The sequence below is a fragment of the Streptomyces sp. NPDC022552 genome, from assembly GCF_055561875.1.
The window spans coordinates 264,361-280,200 of the sequence record NZ_JBVHGJ010000002.1 but is presented as its reverse complement, the minus strand read 5'-3'; the positions used below and the strand labels follow the sequence as shown (position 1 = coordinate 280,200).

At 73.1% G+C, this 15,840-nt stretch carries 16 protein-coding genes; 8 read left to right on the top strand and 8 right to left on the bottom strand.

Features of this window, described 5'->3' with window-relative positions; translation table 11 throughout:
* Positions 1 to 54: 54 nt before the first annotated feature.
* Together ACZ3OF_RS06125 and ACZ3OF_RS06120 are read right to left on the bottom strand one after the other, a co-directional pair.
* Positions 55 to 906 carry a sirohydrochlorin chelatase gene (locus ACZ3OF_RS06125; RefSeq protein ID WP_467303115.1) on the bottom strand — a complete coding sequence of 284 codons (852 nt, stop codon included), beginning with the start codon at positions 904 to 906 and terminating at the stop codon, positions 55 to 57.
* Between the two features lie 89 nt (positions 907 to 995).
* Positions 996 to 1,694 carry a hypothetical protein gene (locus tag ACZ3OF_RS06120; RefSeq protein WP_467303113.1) on the bottom strand — a complete coding sequence of 233 codons (699 nt, stop codon included), beginning with the start codon at positions 1,692 to 1,694 and terminating at the stop codon, positions 996 to 998.
* Positions 1,695 to 1,760: 66 nt separating this feature from the next.
* Here ACZ3OF_RS06120 and ACZ3OF_RS06115 point away from each other — a divergent pair, with 66 nt between their 5' ends.
* The 3 genes from ACZ3OF_RS06115 to ACZ3OF_RS06105 all read left to right on the top strand — a co-directional run bounded on the left by ACZ3OF_RS06115 (position 1,761) and on the right by ACZ3OF_RS06105 (position 5,442).
* Entirely contained in the window at positions 1,761 to 2,492 is a 732-nt protein-coding gene (locus tag ACZ3OF_RS06115) for an aquaporin (RefSeq protein ID WP_361680056.1), read from the top strand.
* A 31-nt stretch (positions 2,493 to 2,523) separates the two neighbouring features.
* Positions 2,524 to 3,246: a SanA/YdcF family protein gene (locus tag ACZ3OF_RS06110; protein WP_361680053.1), complete on the top strand. Its 723-nt coding sequence runs from the start codon at positions 2,524 to 2,526 to the stop codon at positions 3,244 to 3,246.
* Between the two features lie 96 nt (positions 3,247 to 3,342).
* Positions 3,343 to 5,442: a molybdopterin oxidoreductase family protein gene (locus ACZ3OF_RS06105; RefSeq protein ID WP_467303110.1), complete on the top strand. Its 2,100-nt coding sequence runs from the start codon at positions 3,343 to 3,345 to the stop codon at positions 5,440 to 5,442.
* Here the strand turns inward: ACZ3OF_RS06105 and ACZ3OF_RS06100 are convergent.
* Genes ACZ3OF_RS06100 through ACZ3OF_RS06080 form a run of 5 tightly spaced genes read right to left on the bottom strand, consistent with a single transcriptional unit; the run spans position 5,396 to position 10,314 of the window.
* Positions 5,396 to 5,791 (bottom strand): gamma-glutamylcyclotransferase family protein, encoded by a 396-nt coding sequence (locus ACZ3OF_RS06100; protein ID WP_467303109.1) that lies wholly within the window; start codon positions 5,789 to 5,791, stop codon positions 5,396 to 5,398. The genes ACZ3OF_RS06105 and ACZ3OF_RS06100 overlap by 47 nt on opposite strands.
* Complete coding sequence (gene cutA, locus ACZ3OF_RS06095; protein WP_467303108.1) at positions 5,788 to 6,120, bottom strand: divalent-cation tolerance protein CutA; 333 nt, start codon at positions 6,118 to 6,120, stop codon at positions 5,788 to 5,790. Before cutA ends, ACZ3OF_RS06100 begins: the two co-directional genes overlap by 4 nt.
* 13 nt (positions 6,121 to 6,133) lie before the next feature.
* Positions 6,134 to 7,969: an ABC transporter ATP-binding protein gene (locus tag ACZ3OF_RS06090; RefSeq protein WP_467303106.1), complete on the bottom strand. Its 1,836-nt coding sequence runs from the start codon at positions 7,967 to 7,969 to the stop codon at positions 6,134 to 6,136.
* Positions 7,966 to 9,699, bottom strand: coding sequence for an ABC transporter ATP-binding protein (locus tag ACZ3OF_RS06085; RefSeq protein WP_467303104.1), 1,734 nt, complete (start codon positions 9,697 to 9,699; stop codon positions 7,966 to 7,968). The genes ACZ3OF_RS06090 and ACZ3OF_RS06085 overlap by 4 nt, the downstream gene beginning before the upstream one ends.
* 15 nt (positions 9,700 to 9,714) lie before the next feature.
* A complete protein-coding gene (locus ACZ3OF_RS06080) occupies positions 9,715 to 10,314 on the bottom strand; it encodes an NADPH-dependent FMN reductase (protein ID WP_467303102.1) in 600 nt (199 codons plus the stop codon).
* Positions 10,315 to 10,392: 78 nt separating this feature from the next.
* On the opposite strand from ACZ3OF_RS06080, the gene ACZ3OF_RS06075 reads away from it, so the two are divergent.
* The 5 genes from ACZ3OF_RS06075 (at position 10,393) to ACZ3OF_RS06055 (ending at position 15,024) form a co-directional block, all read left to right on the top strand.
* Complete coding sequence (locus ACZ3OF_RS06075; RefSeq protein ID WP_361680036.1) at positions 10,393 to 11,151, top strand: aminotransferase class IV; 759 nt, start codon at positions 10,393 to 10,395, stop codon at positions 11,149 to 11,151.
* 147 nt (positions 11,152 to 11,298) lie between these two features.
* Positions 11,299 to 13,020, top strand: a complete 1,722-nt coding sequence (locus ACZ3OF_RS06070) for a right-handed parallel beta-helix repeat-containing protein (protein ID WP_361680033.1) — start codon at positions 11,299 to 11,301, stop codon at positions 13,018 to 13,020.
* Positions 13,017 to 13,418 (top strand): hypothetical protein, encoded by a 402-nt coding sequence (locus ACZ3OF_RS06065; protein WP_467303100.1) that lies wholly within the window; start codon positions 13,017 to 13,019, stop codon positions 13,416 to 13,418. Before ACZ3OF_RS06070 ends, ACZ3OF_RS06065 begins: the two co-directional genes overlap by 4 nt.
* A gap of 363 nt (positions 13,419 to 13,781) precedes the next feature.
* Positions 13,782 to 14,285: a hypothetical protein gene (locus tag ACZ3OF_RS06060; protein WP_361680027.1), complete on the top strand. Its 504-nt coding sequence runs from the start codon at positions 13,782 to 13,784 to the stop codon at positions 14,283 to 14,285.
* 121 nt (positions 14,286 to 14,406) lie between these two features.
* Entirely contained in the window at positions 14,407 to 15,024 is a 618-nt protein-coding gene (locus ACZ3OF_RS06055) for a class F sortase (protein ID WP_467303098.1), read from the top strand.
* A gap of 28 nt (positions 15,025 to 15,052) precedes the next feature.
* Here the strand turns inward: ACZ3OF_RS06055 and ACZ3OF_RS06050 are convergent, their stop codons facing one another.
* Positions 15,053 to 15,832, bottom strand: coding sequence for a TSUP family transporter (locus ACZ3OF_RS06050; RefSeq protein ID WP_467303096.1), 780 nt, complete (start codon positions 15,830 to 15,832; stop codon positions 15,053 to 15,055).
* Between the last annotated feature and the right edge of the window lie 8 nt (positions 15,833 to 15,840).

Genomic DNA, 15,840 nt, shown 5'->3' with positions numbered 1-15,840 from the left:
GGGGCGGGGCGGACGGGCGCGGCGGACGGGCGCGGCGGGATCCGCGCGGTTCCTTCAGGCGGAGGCGAGTTGTCGCCAGGCGGTCGCGGGGGCGGTGAGGGACTGGTCGTAGCGGTGGAGGATCAGGCGGGCGAGGGCGGGGTGGTCGCCGAGCGGGGGCGCGGCGATCCAGGGGGCGTGGGCGGCGGCGCGGCCGGCGAAGAGGCCGGGGGCGGTGAAGCAGGAGGCGACGGCGACCCGGTGGCGGCCCCGCGCGGCGAGGAGGCGGACCGCCTCGGGGACGGTGGGGGTGGCGGCGGAGGCGTACGCGGGGAGGACGGGCACACCGCCGAGCCGATCGGACAGCGCGGCGGCGATCCGGCGCACGGCGGCGAGGCCCTCGGGGTCGCGGGAGCCGGCCGCCGCGAGGACGACGCCGGTGGAGTGGGAGACGCTGTCGGCGGAGGTCCAGCCCGCCTCGGCGAGCCGGTCGGCGAGGGCCTCGACGAGCAGCGGGTGGGCGCCGAGGGGCTCGGCGATCCGGACCCGGCCGTCGGGCAGGGCGGCGGCCGCGCCGGGCAGGTCGTGCTTGACGTGATGGCCGGGTCCGAAGAGGAGCGGGACGAGAACGGCCCCCGGGGCCTGCGCCGCGATGTCGGCGAGGACGTCCGGCAGGAGCGGGGTGTTCAGTTCGATGTGGGCCAGGCGGACGTCGAGGCCGGGGCGGAGTTCGCGGACGCGGTCGATCAGGTCGGCGAGGGTGGCGGCGGCGCGCGGGTCGCGGCTGCCGTGGCCCACGGCGACCAGGGTCGGGCGGCCGCGCCGGACGTCGTACGGGCGGACCTGGCTCAGGCGCTCGCCGAGCCGCGTCGTGATCGTGCCGAGCAGCTCGGCCGTGCTGTCGAACGTACTGTCCCGCTCCGTCATGCACCGATCCTGACGGCGCCGCGTTGCCTCCCCGTTGCGTGGGCGTCACGAGTGTTTTCCACCGGCTCACGGACGGCCCGCCGGAGGTGTCAGGCGTCGGTGGCCAGCCAGACCCGCAGGGGGCCGATCTCCTCGAAGCCGGCGGCGAGCGCGGGCGGCAGGTCGTCGCCCGACTCGTAACCGACGACGGCGCGCCCGTCCCGTACGAGACCGAGGCAGCCGGACCAGGTCGCCGAGGGGTCCGCGCCGCCGGCCGTGAAGAGGTTGGAGACGCCGGTCACCCGGCCGCTCTCGCTGAGCACCGCTCCGCCGAGGATCCGGCCGTCCGCCCCGTACCCCGCGACGACCGTCGTCCCGGGGTCGGCGAGCAGTTCGGCGCGGAAGAGCGCGGCCTCGTCGGCGTCGCCGCCGCTCCAGGCCGTCGCCCAGTCGGCGAGCTCCGCCGGGGTACGGACCGCACGCCAGCGCGTCCTGTCCGTCGCCGCCTCCATCGGGAGTCCGGCGGGCCGGTGGATCCAACGCGCCTCGAAGAGCGGCCGGAAGCCCTCGGCGGACAGGTCGAGTCGGGCGAAGGAGTCCTTGACGGAGGCGCCGGGGGCGGTGCGGTCGACGCCGTCGAGGACGTCCCGTACGGACGCGTCGGCGGTCAGCGTCACGGCGTCCGGGTAGTAGAGCGGGGTGCGGCGGCCGTTGGTCCAGGCGCGCGGTCCGAAGGTTCCGGGGCGGCCGTGCGCGCGGCACATCGCCTCGCACCACGCCGCGTTGTCGAGGGCCGCCTCGGTGATCATCTGCGGATCGTACGGCTTTCCCCCTTCCTCCCTCATTCTTTTATCTAGCGGAATATCTTTTCCACCATGCGAATGATTCCGACCGCCCCGCCACCCGGGCTCTCCAGACGCGCCGCCGCCGAACTCGTGGGAACCGCCGCCCTCGTCACCGTCATCGTCGGCTCCGGTATCCGCGCCGAGGCCCTCAGCCGGGACGTGGGGGTGAGCCTGCTGGCCAACTCCCTCGCCTCCGCGATCGGCCTCGGCATCCTGATCGCACTCCTCGGCCCCCTCTCCGGCGGTCACCTCAACCCCGCCGTCACCCTCTGCGAGTGGTGGGCCCGCCGGGGCGAGGAGAAGGCCCCGGGCGTACGCGAGGTCGCCGCCTACTGCGCCGCGCAGCTCGTCGGCGCGGTCGCCGGCGCGCTGCTCGCCGAGACGATGTTCGGGCGGGCGCCCGGCACCTGGTCCACCCAGGTCCGCTCCGACCACCACCTCCTGCTCGGCGAGACCGTCGCCACCGCGGGGCTCGTCCTGCTCGTCCTCGGGCTGCGCCGCATCGGCCGCCTCGCGCTCGCGCCGCTCGCCGTCGCCGCGTACATCGCGGCGGCGATCTGGTTCACCTCCTCCGGCTCCTTCGCCAACCCGGCGGCGACCGTCGGCCGCGCCCTCTCCGACTCCTTCACCGGGATAGCCCCCGGCTCGCTGCCCGGCTTCGTCGGGGCGCAGCTCCTCGGCACACTGCTCGGCGTCGCCCTCGCCTCCCTTCTCTACGGCCGCGGCGAACCGAACAGCGCCGATTCGCGTCGAACAGGGTGACGGGGCAGGCAAGATCCACGGAGGTTCGTCCATGCGACGCGTACGCGTACCCGCCCGGCTGAAGCGGGTTTCGCTGCTGCCCCGCCGGATCTCGCTCCTGCCCCGCACCCGGCGGGCCCGCCGCCGTACCGTCCAGGCCGTCATGCTGGGCACCGTCCTCGCCCTCGCGCCCGCCACCTGGATGCACGCCGTCGCCGACAGCCGGCTCCGGACCACCGCCGACGTCCCCGCGCAGGACGTCGCCGTCGTCTTCGGCGCCGGCCTCTGGAAGGGGCGGCCGACGCCGTACCTCGCGCACCGGCTCGACACGGCCGCCGAGCTCTACCGCGCGGGGAAGGTCAAGGTCGTCCTCGTCACCGGCGACAACAGCCGCGTCGAGTACGACGAGCCCGACGCGATGCGCGCGTACCTCACCGAGCGCGGGGTGCCCGACCGTCACATCGTCAGCGACTATGCGGGCTTCGACACCTGGGACTCCTGCGTCCGCGCCAAGAAGATCTTCGGGGTCGACCGTGCCGTCCTCGTCACCCAGGACTTCCACATCAAGCGGGCCGTCGCCCTCTGCGGAGCGGCCGGAATCGACGCGTACGGCGTCAAGGTCGTCGAACCGCACGACTCCGTCTTCTACTACGGCGGCGTCCGGGAGCTCGTCGCCGCGGGCAAGGCGGCCGTGGACGCGACGCTCCGGCCGGACCCGCACTTCCTCGGGGAGCGCGAGGAGGGCGTGACGGAGGCGCTCGCCTCGGCGGGCTGACCCTCACCTCCGGCGCGGCCCACCGCGGAGCCCGACGTACCGGAGGCGTAATGCGGGCTGCCTCCTCCCGTAACACGGCTGACGCACGCTTTCCGCATGTCCGAGGCTGTCACCACCCCCACGCACTGCCCCTACTGCGCCCTCCAGTGCGGCATGGGGCTGCGCCCCGCGGACGGCTCCGTGGAGGTGGTCGACCGCCCCGACTTCCCCGTCAACCGGGGCGCGCTGTGCGGCAAGGGCCGTACCGCCCCGGCCGTACTCTCCTCCCGGGTCAGGCTGACCGGGCCCCTGGTCCGATGCCCTGACTCGGGGGTCCTGAAGTCGGCCACCTGGGAGGAGGCACTCTCCGCCGTCGCCGACGGACTGCGCCGGACCCGCGCCGACCACGGACCCGATGCCGTGGGGGTCTTCGGCGGCGGCGGTCTCACCAACGAGAAGGCGTACACGCTGGGCAAGTTCGCCCGGCTCGTGCTCGGCACCTCGCAGATCGACTACAACGGACGCTTCTGCATGTCGTCCGCGGCCGCCGCGCACCAGCGGGCGTTCGGGCTCGACCGGGGGCTGCCGTTCCCGCTGGAGGACGTCCCGCGCACCGGCTGTGTGATCCTCGTCGGCTCCAACCTGGCCGAGACCATGCCGCCGGCGCTGCGCTACCTCACCGAGCTGAAGGCGAACGGCGGGAAGCTGATCGTCGTCGACCCGCGCCGCACCCGCACCGCCGAGCAGGCCGACCTCCATCTCGCGCCGCGCCCCGGCACCGACCTCGCGCTCGCCCTCGGCCTGCTTCATCTCGTGGTCGCCGAGGGGCGCGTGGACGAGGAGTTCGTCCGGGAGCGTACGGCGGGGTGGGAAGCGGCCCGCGCCGGGGCGATGGCGCACTGGCCGGAGCTGGTCGAGCGGATCACCGGGGTGCCGGTGCCGCTCCTGCGGGACGCGATGCGGCTGTTCTGCGACGCGGAGAGCGGGATGGTGCTCACCGCGCGCGGCCCGGAGCAGCAGTCGAAGGGCACGGACACGGTCGGCGCGTGGATCAACCTCTGCCTCGCGACCGGGCGGGCCGGGCGGCCGCTGAGCGGGTACGGATGCCTCACCGGGCAGGGCAACGGCCAGGGCGGCCGTGAACACGGCCAGAAGGCCGACCAGCTGCCCGGCTACCGGAAGCTGGACGACCCGGCGGCGCGGGCGCACGTGGCGGGGGTCTGGGGGGTGGACCCCGCGTCGCTGCCGGGGCCCGGGCGCAGCGCGTACGAACTCCTGGACGCGCTGGGCGGCGAGGTGAAGTCGCTGCTCCTGATGGGCTCCAACCCCGTGGTCTCGGCGCCGCGCGCCGCGCACATCGAGGGGCGGCTGCGCTCGCTCGACTTCCTGGCCGTCGCGGACGTGGTCCTGTCGGAGACGGCGGAGCTGGCGGACGTGGTGCTGCCGGTCACCCAGTGGGCGGAGGAGACGGGGACCACGACCAATCTGGAGGGCCGGGTGCTGCTGCGGCAGCGGGCGGTCACCCCGCCGGACGGGGTCCGCACGGACCTGGAGGTCCTGCACGGCCTGGCGGCCCTCCTCGGCTGGGAGAAGGGCTTCCCGACGGATCCCGAGGAGGTCTTCGACGAGCTCCGGCGCGCGTCGGCGGGCGGCCCGGCGGACTACTCCGGCATCAGCTACCGCCGCATCCGCGAGGAGGACGGCGTCTTCTGGCCCTGCCCGGAGCCCGCCGAGGGGGCGGCGGCCCACCCCGGCAGCCCGCGGCTCTTCCTCGACCGGTTCGCCACGCCCGACGGGCGGGCGAGGTTCGTGCCGGTGGTGCATCGGGGGCCCGCCGAGGAGACCGATGCCGCGTACCCCGTGGTGCTGACCACCGGGCGGGTCGTCGCGCAGTACCAGTCCGGGGCGCAGACGCGGCGCGTCGACGAGCTGAACGCCGCCGCGCCCGGGGCGTTCGTGGAGCTGCATCCGCGGCTCGCCGAGCGGATCGGCGTGGCCGAGGGCGAGCGGGTCGCCGTCGTGTCGCGGCGCGGGCGGGCCGTCGCGCCCGCGCGGATCACCACGTCCATCCGGCCGGACACGGTCTTCATGCCGTTCCACTGGCCCGGCGAGGGCCGCGCCAACACCCTCACCAATCCCGCGCTCGACCCCGTCTCCCGGATGCCCGAGTTCAAGACGTGCGCGGTCCGGGTCGAACCCGCCAGTCCCCGCCCCTGATGAGCGGTCCGTACGGGGTGCCGGGGGCCGCGAAGTAGACCCAGGCCCGGACGGCCGCCCCGTCCCGGGCCCGTACCACCTCGCGCTCCGCCCGCTCGTACCCGGCGGGGAGCTCCACCCGGTCCAGTACGGCGAGGAGTTCGCCGTACTCCCCGGGCGCCGCCGTCACCAGGTCGCCCGCGACCAGGCCCTCGCCCGGCACCACGTAGGGGTAGCCGGGCCCGTCGTGCAGGAGCGCTCCCGGGAGCCGGGCCGGCTCCTCCCGGGCCGTGCGGCCCCGGAGGAAGCGGTCGTGGTTGTACTCGCCCGGCCGCAGCGTGCCGTAGACGAAGAACGGCAGCTCGGTCATTCGGCGACGGGCGGGGTCGTCTCGGCCTCCAGCCACGCCAGGTAGGCCGCCGAGGCCCTGACCACCGCCGTGGCGACGATCTCCGGGGTGTCGTAGTCGTGGGCGGCGAGGAGGTGGACCTCCAGCTCCTCGTAGCGCGCCGCCGTCGTCTTGAAGAGCACCTGCCACTCCTCCTCGGTCTCGATCGCCTTCCGCCAGTGGTAGACGGAGGTGACCGGCCCGGAGATCTGCGCGCAGGCGGCGAGGCGGGCCTCCACCGCCCCGCGCGCGAGATCCTGTGCCTTGGCGGCGCTGTCGGTGGTGGTGAGGACGGTCCATGCGAGAGTCACCCCCTCACCGTACTCAGGCCGCCGCGGCGAACTGGGCCGCGTACAGCCGGGCGTACGCGCCGCCCGCCGCCAGGAGTTCCCCGTGCGTGCCCTGTTCGACGATCGAGCCGTTCTCCATCACGAGGATCACGTCCGCGTCCCTGATGGTGGAGAGTCGGTGGGCGATCACGAACGACGTACGGCCCTTCCGGAGCGAGGACATGGCCCGCTGGATGAGGACCTCGGTCCGGGTGTCGACCGAGCTGGTCGCCTCGTCGAGGACCAGGATCTGCGGCTCGGACAGGAACGCCCGGGCGATCGTGACGAGCTGCTTCTCCCCCGCGCTGAGCCCGGCACCGTCCTCGTCGAGGACAGTGTCGTACCCGTCGGGCAGGGTGCGGATGAACCGGTCGGCGTGGGTGGCCATGGCGGCCTCCACGATCCGCTCCCGGGTGACCTCGCCGCTCGCTCCGTACGCGATGTTCTCGGCGATCGTCCCGCCGAACAGCCAGGTGTCCTGGAGGACCATGCCGATCCCGGACCTGAGGTCCTCGCGTGCCATGCCCGCCACGTCCACCCCGTCGAGGGTGATCCTGCCGCCCGTCACCTCGTAGAACCGCATGAGCAGATTGACCAGCGTCGTCTTGCCGGCACCCGTCGGGCCGACGATCGCGACCGTCTGCCCCGGCTCCACCGTCAGCGAGAGGTCCTCGACGAGCGGCTTCTCCGGCTCGTAGCGGAAGGCGACCTTCTCGAACGAGACCCGGCCGGTGACCGTCTCCGGCAGCTGCGCGTCCTCGGGCGCCGGGGACTCCTCCTCGACGTCCAGCAGGTCGAAGACCCGCTCGGCGGAGGCGACTCCGGACTGCAGCAGGTTGGCCATGGCCGCGACCTGGTTGATCGGGCCGCTGAACTCGTACGAGTACTGGATGAACGCCTGGACGTCTCCGACGCTCAGCGTTCCGCTCGCCACCCGCAGCCCGCCGACGACCGCGATCAGGACGTAGTTGAGGTTGCCGACGAAGGTGAGGGCCGGCTGGATGAAGCCGGAGATGAACTGGGCGCGGAAGCTCGCCGCGTACAGTTCCTCGCCGAGCTCGTCGAAGCGGGCCACGGCCGCGTCGCGCCGCCCGAAGACGACGACCTCCGCGTGCCCGGTGATCATCTCCTCGACATGGCTGTTGAGACGGCCGGTGACCGCCCACTGCTTCACGAACTGGGGCTGGGCCCGCTTGCCGATCCGGGCCGCGACCAGCAGCGAGAGGGGGACGGTGGCGAGGGCGACGAGGGCGAGAAGCGGCGAGATCCAGCACATCATCACCAGCACGCCGACGATCGTGAGCAGCGCCCGGACCATCTGGCTGAAGGCCTGTTGGAGGGTCTGGGTGATGTTGTCGATGTCGTTGGTGGTGCGGCTGAGGACCTCGCCGCGCGGCTGCCGGTCGACGTACGAGAGCGGCAGCCGGGCCAGCTTGCGCTGGGCCTCGGCGCGCAGCCGGTACCCGGCGCGCTGGACGACGGTCGTGGCGAGCCGCTGCTGGAGCCAGGTGAGCGCGGCGGAGCCCGCGACGGCCGCGAAGGCGGCGGCGAGGGCCTGGCCGACGGCGCGGAAGTCGACGCCGGCCGGGCTCGCGGCGCCGGTGACGACGAGGTCGGTGGCGTGGCCGAGGATCAGCGGGCTGAGGACGGCGAGGGCGACGCTCGCCGCGGCGGCGGTGAGCACGCCGAGCAACCGGGGGCGGTCGGGGGCCATGGTGCGCAGCAGGCGCAGGCCGGAGGAGCGGAAGTTCAGGGAGCGTTCGAGGGACGGGGTGCTGATGCCGGGGCCGCGCTGCTGGACGGCCGGTCCCCGGCGCTGGGGGGCACTCACGCTGCTTCCTCCTCGGTGAGCTGGGAGAGGACGATCTCCCGGTAGGTGGCGTTGTCCCGCATGAGCTGCTCGTGGGTGCCGCTGCCGACGGCCCGGCCCTGGTCGAGGACGACGATCCGGTCGGCGTCGCGGATGGTGGAGACGCGCTGGGCGACGATGACGACGGTCGCGTCGGCGGTCTCCGCCCTGAGGGCTTCTCGCAGCAGCGCGTCGGTGCGGTTGTCGAGGGCGGAGAAGGAGTCGTCGAAGAGGTACACCCGCGGGCGGGCGACGAGGACCCGGGCGATGGCGAGGCGCTGGCGCTGGCCGCCGGAGAGGTTGGTGCCGCCCTGCGAGACCGGCGCGTCGAGGCCTTCGGGGAGGTTCCGCACGAAGTCAGCGGCCTGGGCGACCTCCAGGGCGTGCCACAGCTCCTCGTCGGTCGCCTCGGGTTCTCCGTACCGCAGATTGCTCGCGACCGTGCCGGAGAAGAGGTAGGGCTTCTGCGGAACGAGTCCGACGGTACGGGCGAGCAGCGCGGGGTCCATGTCGCGGACGTCGACGCCGCCGACGGTGATCCGGCCGCCGGTGGCGTCGAAGAGCCGGGGGACGAGGCCGAGGAGGGTGGTCTTGCCGCTGCCGGTGGAGCCGATGACGGCGGTGGTGGTGCCGGGGCGGGCGCTGAGGCTCACGGAGCGCAGGACGGGTTCCTCGGCCCCGGGATAGCTGTAGTCGGCGTCGTGGATGTCGAGCCGTCCCGGGCCTCGCAGCGCGTGGACGGGTGCGGCGGGGGCGGAGACGGAGGGTTCGGTGGCGAGGATCTCCTGGATGCGTTCGGCGCTGACCTCGGCGCGGGGCATGTGCATCAGCAGGAAGAGGACCATCATCACCGACATCATGATCTGGAGCAGATAGCCGAGGAACGCGATCAGCGAACCGGCCTGCAGGGCGCCGGACTCGATCCGGTGGGCGCCCGCCCAGATGATGGCGACGGTCGAGAGCTCCCAGACGATCAGCACGATCGGGAACGTCAGGGCCTGGAGCCGGCCCACCCGCAGTCCGACCGACCGCAGTTCGCCGTTGGCGGCGGCGAACCGCCGCTGCTCGTGACGGTCGCGGACGAAGGCGCGGACGACCCGGATGCCGGTGATCTGCTCGCGCATCACCCGGTTGACCCCGTCGACGCGTTCCTGCATCCCGCGGAAGAGCGGCCGCATGCGCAGGACGACGGTGCCGACGGCGCCCGCCATGAGCGGGACGAAGAGCAGGAGCAGCAGCGCGAGCGGGACGTCCTGGTCCAGGGCCATGACGATGCCGCCGACGCACATCAGGGGCGCCGCCACGAGCATGGTCAGGACGAGGACGGCGAACGTCTGCACCTGTTGGACGTCGTTGGTGGTGCGGGTGATGAGGGAGGCGGTGCCGAAGCGGCTCATCTCCCGGGCGGAGAAGTCCTGGACGCGTCGGAAGGCGGTGGCGCGCAGATCGCGGGCGACACCCATGGCGATCTTGGCGCCGTAGTAGACGGCGGCGGCCGCGGCGGCCGCCTGGAGGAGGGTGACGGCGGCCATCAGAGCGCCGCCGGTGAGGACATGGGCGGTGTCGCCGCGCAGCACGCCGTTGTCGATGACGTCGGCGTTGAGGGTGGGAAGGGTGAGGGAGGCGAGGGACTGGACGAGCTGGAGGACGACGACGAGGGCCAGGGTGCGCCGGTAGGGCCGGAGCCGGCCGGCGACGAGTTTGAGCAGCATGGGTGGGACTCCCCCTCAGGCGCCGTAGGGGCGGACCGACTTGGCGTCCCGCAGGGCGTGCGCCCACCAGGCGAGCTGGTCGAGCATCGTCTTGGCGGCGGCGTCCGGTCCGGTGGGGTCCTTGTGGCTTCCGTCCTCGTCGAAGTGGCCGTGTGCGTTGTGGAAGGAGACCGTGTCGCGGACGGTCACGGCGTGCATCTCGGCAAAGACCTGGCGCAGTTGCTCGACGGCGCGCAGGCCACCGGAGATCCCGCCGTACGAGACGAAGCCGACGGGCTTCGCCTGCCACTCGGTGTAGTGCCAGTCGATGAGGGACTTGAGCGGGGCGGGGAAGGAGTGGTTGTACTCGGGGGTGAGGACGACGAACGCGTCGGCGGCGGCGAGGACCGGGGAGACCTTGGCGAGTTCGGCGCGCGCGGTGGCGTCGGGGTGGTGGGAGAGCGCGGTGGGCAGGTCGACCTCGGCGAGGTCGACGACCTCGAGGGTGAAGTCGGCGCGTGCGGCGACGCGGGTGCGGAACCAGTCGGTGATGACGGGCGCGAACCGGCCCTCGCGGTTGCTGGCGACGACGACGGCGAGCGTGAGCGGCGTGGAGTCCGCGTGGGTGATGTCCATGCCGAGGATCCTGATACCTCAAGTTTGCTTGAGGTCAAGCGCCGATGTTCCGCACCGCGTCGGCTTACGGTGAGAGCCATGACGACACCCCTTCCGCACATCGAGATCGACGGCGTCCCGGCGGCCGATCCCGCGCTCCTCGCCACCCTGTTGAGCGGCTTCGGCCACTTCACCGCGATGCAGGTGAGGGACGGTCGGGTACGCGGTTTCGGCCTGCACGTCGACCGTCTCGACCGCGCCACCCGCGAGCTCTTCGGGCAGGGCATCGACGGAGAGCACGTCAGGCGGCTCCTGGCCGGCGCGCTCAGGACGGCGGGTCTGACGGACGCGACCGCGCGGGTGTACGTCTACGAGGGCGTCCGCCTCGTGACCATCGTCCGCGCCCCGGCCGCCGCGCCCCGGACCCCGCAGCGCCTGAAGTCCGTCGAGTACTGGCGCCCCGCTCCCCACATCAAGCACCTGGGCGGATTCGGCCAGTCGTACTACGGCGAGGCTGCCCGGCGCGAGGGGTACGACGACGCGCTGCTGATCTCTCGGGACGGCGAGATCGCGGAGGGCGCGGTCACCAACATCGCCTTCTGGGACGGCACATCGGTGATCTGGCCCGCGGCGCCCTGCCTCACGGGCGTCACGATGGCGCTCCTCGAACAGCGCCTGGGGTCGGTGCGACGCCGGGTGACGATGGCCGATCTCCCCGGCATGCGGGCGGCGTTCGTCACGAACTCGCGCGGCATCTCGCCGGTGGGCGGGGTCGACGCCCTCGGGTTCGCGGTGGACGAGGAGCTGATGGGGCGGGTGTACGAGGCGTACGAGTCGGTGGCGTGGGAGCGGCTGTAGGAGCGTGGGGGGAGACCCTGCGGAACGACTGCGGAGCGGCCCCTCGGGAAGGGTATTTCATGCTCAACACGACCTGCTCCACCAGTTGTTCGGCGCCGCGCGCCGGGTAGCATCGATGGTGCAGGTGGGTGACATGGGGGTCCGGAGATGGTCGCGAGGTACGTCGTCTCGCCGCGGGGCGGCCGTCGCGGCTACCCCGACATCACCTCCGCCCTGCGCGCCGCGGCCGCCCGTGGCCGGGCCGCGCGGATCGAGATCGCACCCGGCCACTACGACGAGATGCTGCTCGTCCGGGGCGAGGTCCGGCTGGTCGCGCTCGAAGGGGCGGGTTCCGTCGTGGTGAGCCGGCCGCACGGGCCCGTGCTCGAGAGCTCCGGGTCGGTCGGTGTCGAAGGCCTCGTGCTGACCGGCGGCGACACGCAGGCCGACGCCGTCGCCTGCCAGTGGGGAACGCTCACCCTCGACCACACGGAGGTCCGCGTACGGGGCGGCGTCGCCGTGCACGCGCGGCCGCACACCTCCGTCACCCTGCGGGACAGCACGGTCCTGCACGGCCGCACCCTCTTCAGCGGCTCCTCCGGGCTGGTCGAGCGGTGCCGGTTCACGGACGCCGCCGACAACGCGATCGCCGTGATCGAGGGTGCCCGGGTCTCCGTCCGTGGCAGCCGGATCGAGGGCAGCCGGATCCACGGGGTGCGGGTCTGCGACGCGTACGGCGCGGTCACCGGGTGCGAGCTGACCGGCACCGGGAACGCGGCGCTGATGGCGGACACCCGGGCCGAACTCACCGTGGCCGACTGCACGATCACCGCCGTGGACGCGGAGGGGATCATGTTCATCGAGCAGTCCCGGGGCTCCGTGGACCGCACCCGCGTCACCGACGCACGGCACGGGATCGGTGCGGCGAGCGGCGCGGACCCGGTGGTGCGCGGCTGTGTGCTCACCGCGTGCCGTGACACCGGCATCAACGTCCAGACCTCGGGCCGGGGCAGGTTCGAGGACTGTCAGGTCCTCGGCGCGGGCAATGTCGCCGTGTTCTCGACCAAGGGCGGCGCGCCGGAGGTCCACGACTGCCGCGTGTCGGGGGGCAACGTCGGCATCGCCGTCACCGAAGGCGCCAGGGGCCGCTTCACCGGCATCCGGATCGAGGATCTGACGGGCTCGGCGCTGCGCGTCTTCGACGACGACTCCACGGCCGTGTTCGAGCGCGTCCGGGTGGACCGCTGCCCGTCCGGTCTGGAGGTACGGGGCAACGGAGGCACCACGGCCGAGGTCGCCGACTCGGAGTTCCACGACTTCGCCCTGGCGGCGGTCGCCGTCGGCGGCCAGGCCCGGGTCTCGCTCAAGGGCATCAGGGCGGAACGCGGAGTGCTGGGGCTCGGCGTCGGCGAGGAGGCCTCGCTGCGTGTGTCCGACAGCGGTGTCCGGGCGGTGACGAGCGGCGGGGCGGTCGTCTTCGGCAGCGCGCGGCTCTTCGCGACGGACCTGGCCGTCACCGGCTCGGGAGCCCTGGGTCTGTACGGCAGGGACTCCGCCTACCTGGACGTCACGCGCGGCGTCTTCACGGACTGCGCGGCCGTGGGTGCGGCGTTCGACGGCGAGTGCGGCGGCCGGCTCGTGGACTCCTCCGTGAGCGGGCCGGGGCGTGCGGCCGTGCGGCACAACGGCCGGGTCGACCTGGTGTCGCTGAACACCTCGCTGCCGGTCGTACGGAACGAGGAGCCGGTCGAGGTGCCGCCGACGATCGTCAACATCTTCAACGGACCGGTCTTCAACAAGCCCGTCATCAACAGCCACATCCTGTGGAACAACGACAACGTCAACCACGTCATCCAGCGGCACACGACAGAGGACGGTCCCGGCACATGAGTGATCCGCAGCACGTGAACCGCTACGACGGCCCGGTGTTCAACGGCCCGGCCACCCACAACCAGCTCTCCTGGAACAACGAGACGGTCACCCAGAACCTGCAGGTCAACAGCACGGTCGCGGCGGGCTACGAGGAGCTCGCCGCGCGCGTGACGGAGCTGCTGCGGCAGCTGCCCGAGGCAGGGCTCTCCGACCAGGACCGCGAGGACGCCGAGGCGGCGGCCGGCGAGGTCCTCGCGGAGATCACCCACCCGACACCGCCCGAGCAGGGTCGCCTCCGTCGTGTGCTCGCCACGCTCAGGGGAGCGCTGACCCCGGTCGCGATGGGGGCCGCGGCAGGCACGACGGTGGCGACCCAGGAGTGGGCCCGGGCGGCGATCGAAGGGCTGATCGTCTGACGGTCGCGACGGAGGAGCGAGGCGCGGCGCTGCCCGGCGGGCGGGGCGAGGCGAGGCGGGGCGGGCAGGAGCGGCTCGGGGCCGCTCGCGGGGGCGGGCCCGCAGGAGCGGGGCCCGGCGCCTGCCCCGGTCCGTGTCACCCGTTCGACACGGATCGTGCGCTGACTCCCCGTAACCTGCCCTGACCTGCTCAAACACTGTTCGGGCAAGGGGTCACACCGCACCGGACGGCGTAATTCTGACCCTCCCTCAGCAGGCGCGCGGCGCGTCGCGGCTCTTATCTCGGTCCTAGGAGGTAGGTCCCGGGAAGTCCCTCCCGGGAGGCCTCCCCGGCATGACCGCTCGCGCGCCCCGGAGGACCCCATGCGCACCACTGCCCGCCTGCTCACCGGTACCGCGTTGACGGTCGCCACCGTCGGTGCCCTCGGCGCCCCCGCATTCGCCGGGGACTCCGAGGCCCTCGAGGTCTACCCGTCCTCCGCGACCCCGGGCACCACCGTCACCGTCAACACGCTCGCCTGCGGCAAGCACGGCCACGGTGTCGGCGACGCGCAGTCCCTCGGCGCGGGCGACTTCCAGCTGAACCCGAGCACGCACAAGGAGGTCGTGGTCGGCCAGTTCAAGGTGCCGCACCACGCCAAGGCCGGTACGTACTGGATCAGCGTCGCCTGCGACAACGGCAGGACGGCTCGCGGCGAGCTCGAAGTCAAGCACAAGGCCCCCAGCGGCCATGTGAGTACCGGTGTCGGTGGCAGCGTCGGCCCCGACACCACCCAGATCGCGGCGGGCGCGGCGGTGCTGGCCGCGGCTGCCGTCGGCGGTACGTGGCTCCTGCGCCGCCGGGCGAGCGGCGCGCAGGACGGCTGAGACGTACCGCACGTCCTGCCCCCGCCGCGCGCCCGCACGAGGCCCGGCGGGGGCAGGGCCACACCCGGGACCCGCTCCCCCACCCGGGACCCTTCCCCGCACCACCCCGAGAGGGCAGAACGTGAGCAACAGGAGCAAGGGCTGGGGCATAGCCGTCGCCGTGTGCGTCGGCATCTGGCTCGTCCAGAACGGCTCGGAGAACGTCACGCCGCCGGTCCCGTCCGCCGCCCAGGCCTTCGCCGCCGGCCCGAACGCGCACACCACCGCCGCCGCCGACCCGCTGCCGCCCTCCGCGCCCGTACGGATGCGCATCCCCGAGATCGACGTGGACACGCCCATGATGGGGCTCGGCCTCGCCCCCGACGGCGCCCTCGACGTGCCGCCGGCGGAGAACGGCAACCTGGCCGGATGGTACGAGGGCGGCACCCCGCCCGGCGCCAAGGGCACCGCGATCGTCGCCGGTCATGTCGACAACGCGCGGGGCCCCGCCGTCTTCTACGCCCTCGGCGCGCTCAAGAAGGGCAACCGGATCGAGGTGGACCGCCAGGACGGCCGGACCGCCGTCTTCACGATCGACGCGGTCGAGGTGTACGAGAACAAGGAGTTCCCCGACGCCAAGGTCTACGGCGAGGCGGACCGGGCCGAGCTGCGTGTGATCACCTGCGGTGGCGGCTTCACCAAGAAGAACGGCTACCAGGGCAACGTGGTCGCCTTCGGCCACCTAATCGGCGTGCGCTGACCCCGCTTGCGGCGTGCGCGGACGCCGCTCAGGACCACTGGTCGAAGGCGAGCTTCGCGACCAGCGAGAAGACGACGACGAGCAGTACGCGGCGGACGAACTCGGCGCCCTTGCTCAGCGCCATCCGTGCCCCGATCATCCCGCCTGCCAGGTTGAAGACGGCCATGACCGCCGCCAGCTGCCAGAGCACGGTGCCCTGGTAGGCGAACATCGCCAGCGCGCCCGCGTTGGTGCACACGTTGACGATCTTGGCCGTGGCGGAGGCGGTCACCATGTCGAGGTGGAGTACGGCGGTGAGCGCGAGGACCAGGAACGTGCCGGTCCCCGGCCCGAACAGCCCGTCGTAGAAGCCGATCCCGCCGCCGACGAGCACGATCGCGGTGACGACCCGGGCCCGGCCGACGGGCCCCTTGGCCTCCGTCTGCGTCCCGAAGGACGGCCGCAGCATCACGAACGCGGCCACGCCCACGAGCACGACCATCACCAGGGGGCGCAGCACGTCGCTGCTGATCCCGGCCGCGAAGAAGGCGCCCGCCATCGACCCCGCGAGGGCCGCCAGCCCGATCCGTACAGCTGTCTTCACCTGGACCGGGGCTCTGCGTACGAAGGCGACGGCGGCCCCGGTCGTGCCGACGATCGCGACGGCCTTGTTGGTACCGAGGACCTGCCCGGGCGAGGCGTGCGGAAGCCCGAGCAGCAGGGCGGGCAGCAGCAGGAGCCCACCCCCTCCGACCACGGCGTCGATCCAGCCGGCGACGAGTGCGGCGACGCAGAGCAGGACGATCGTCGTGAGGGATATGTCAGGCATGATCGCGA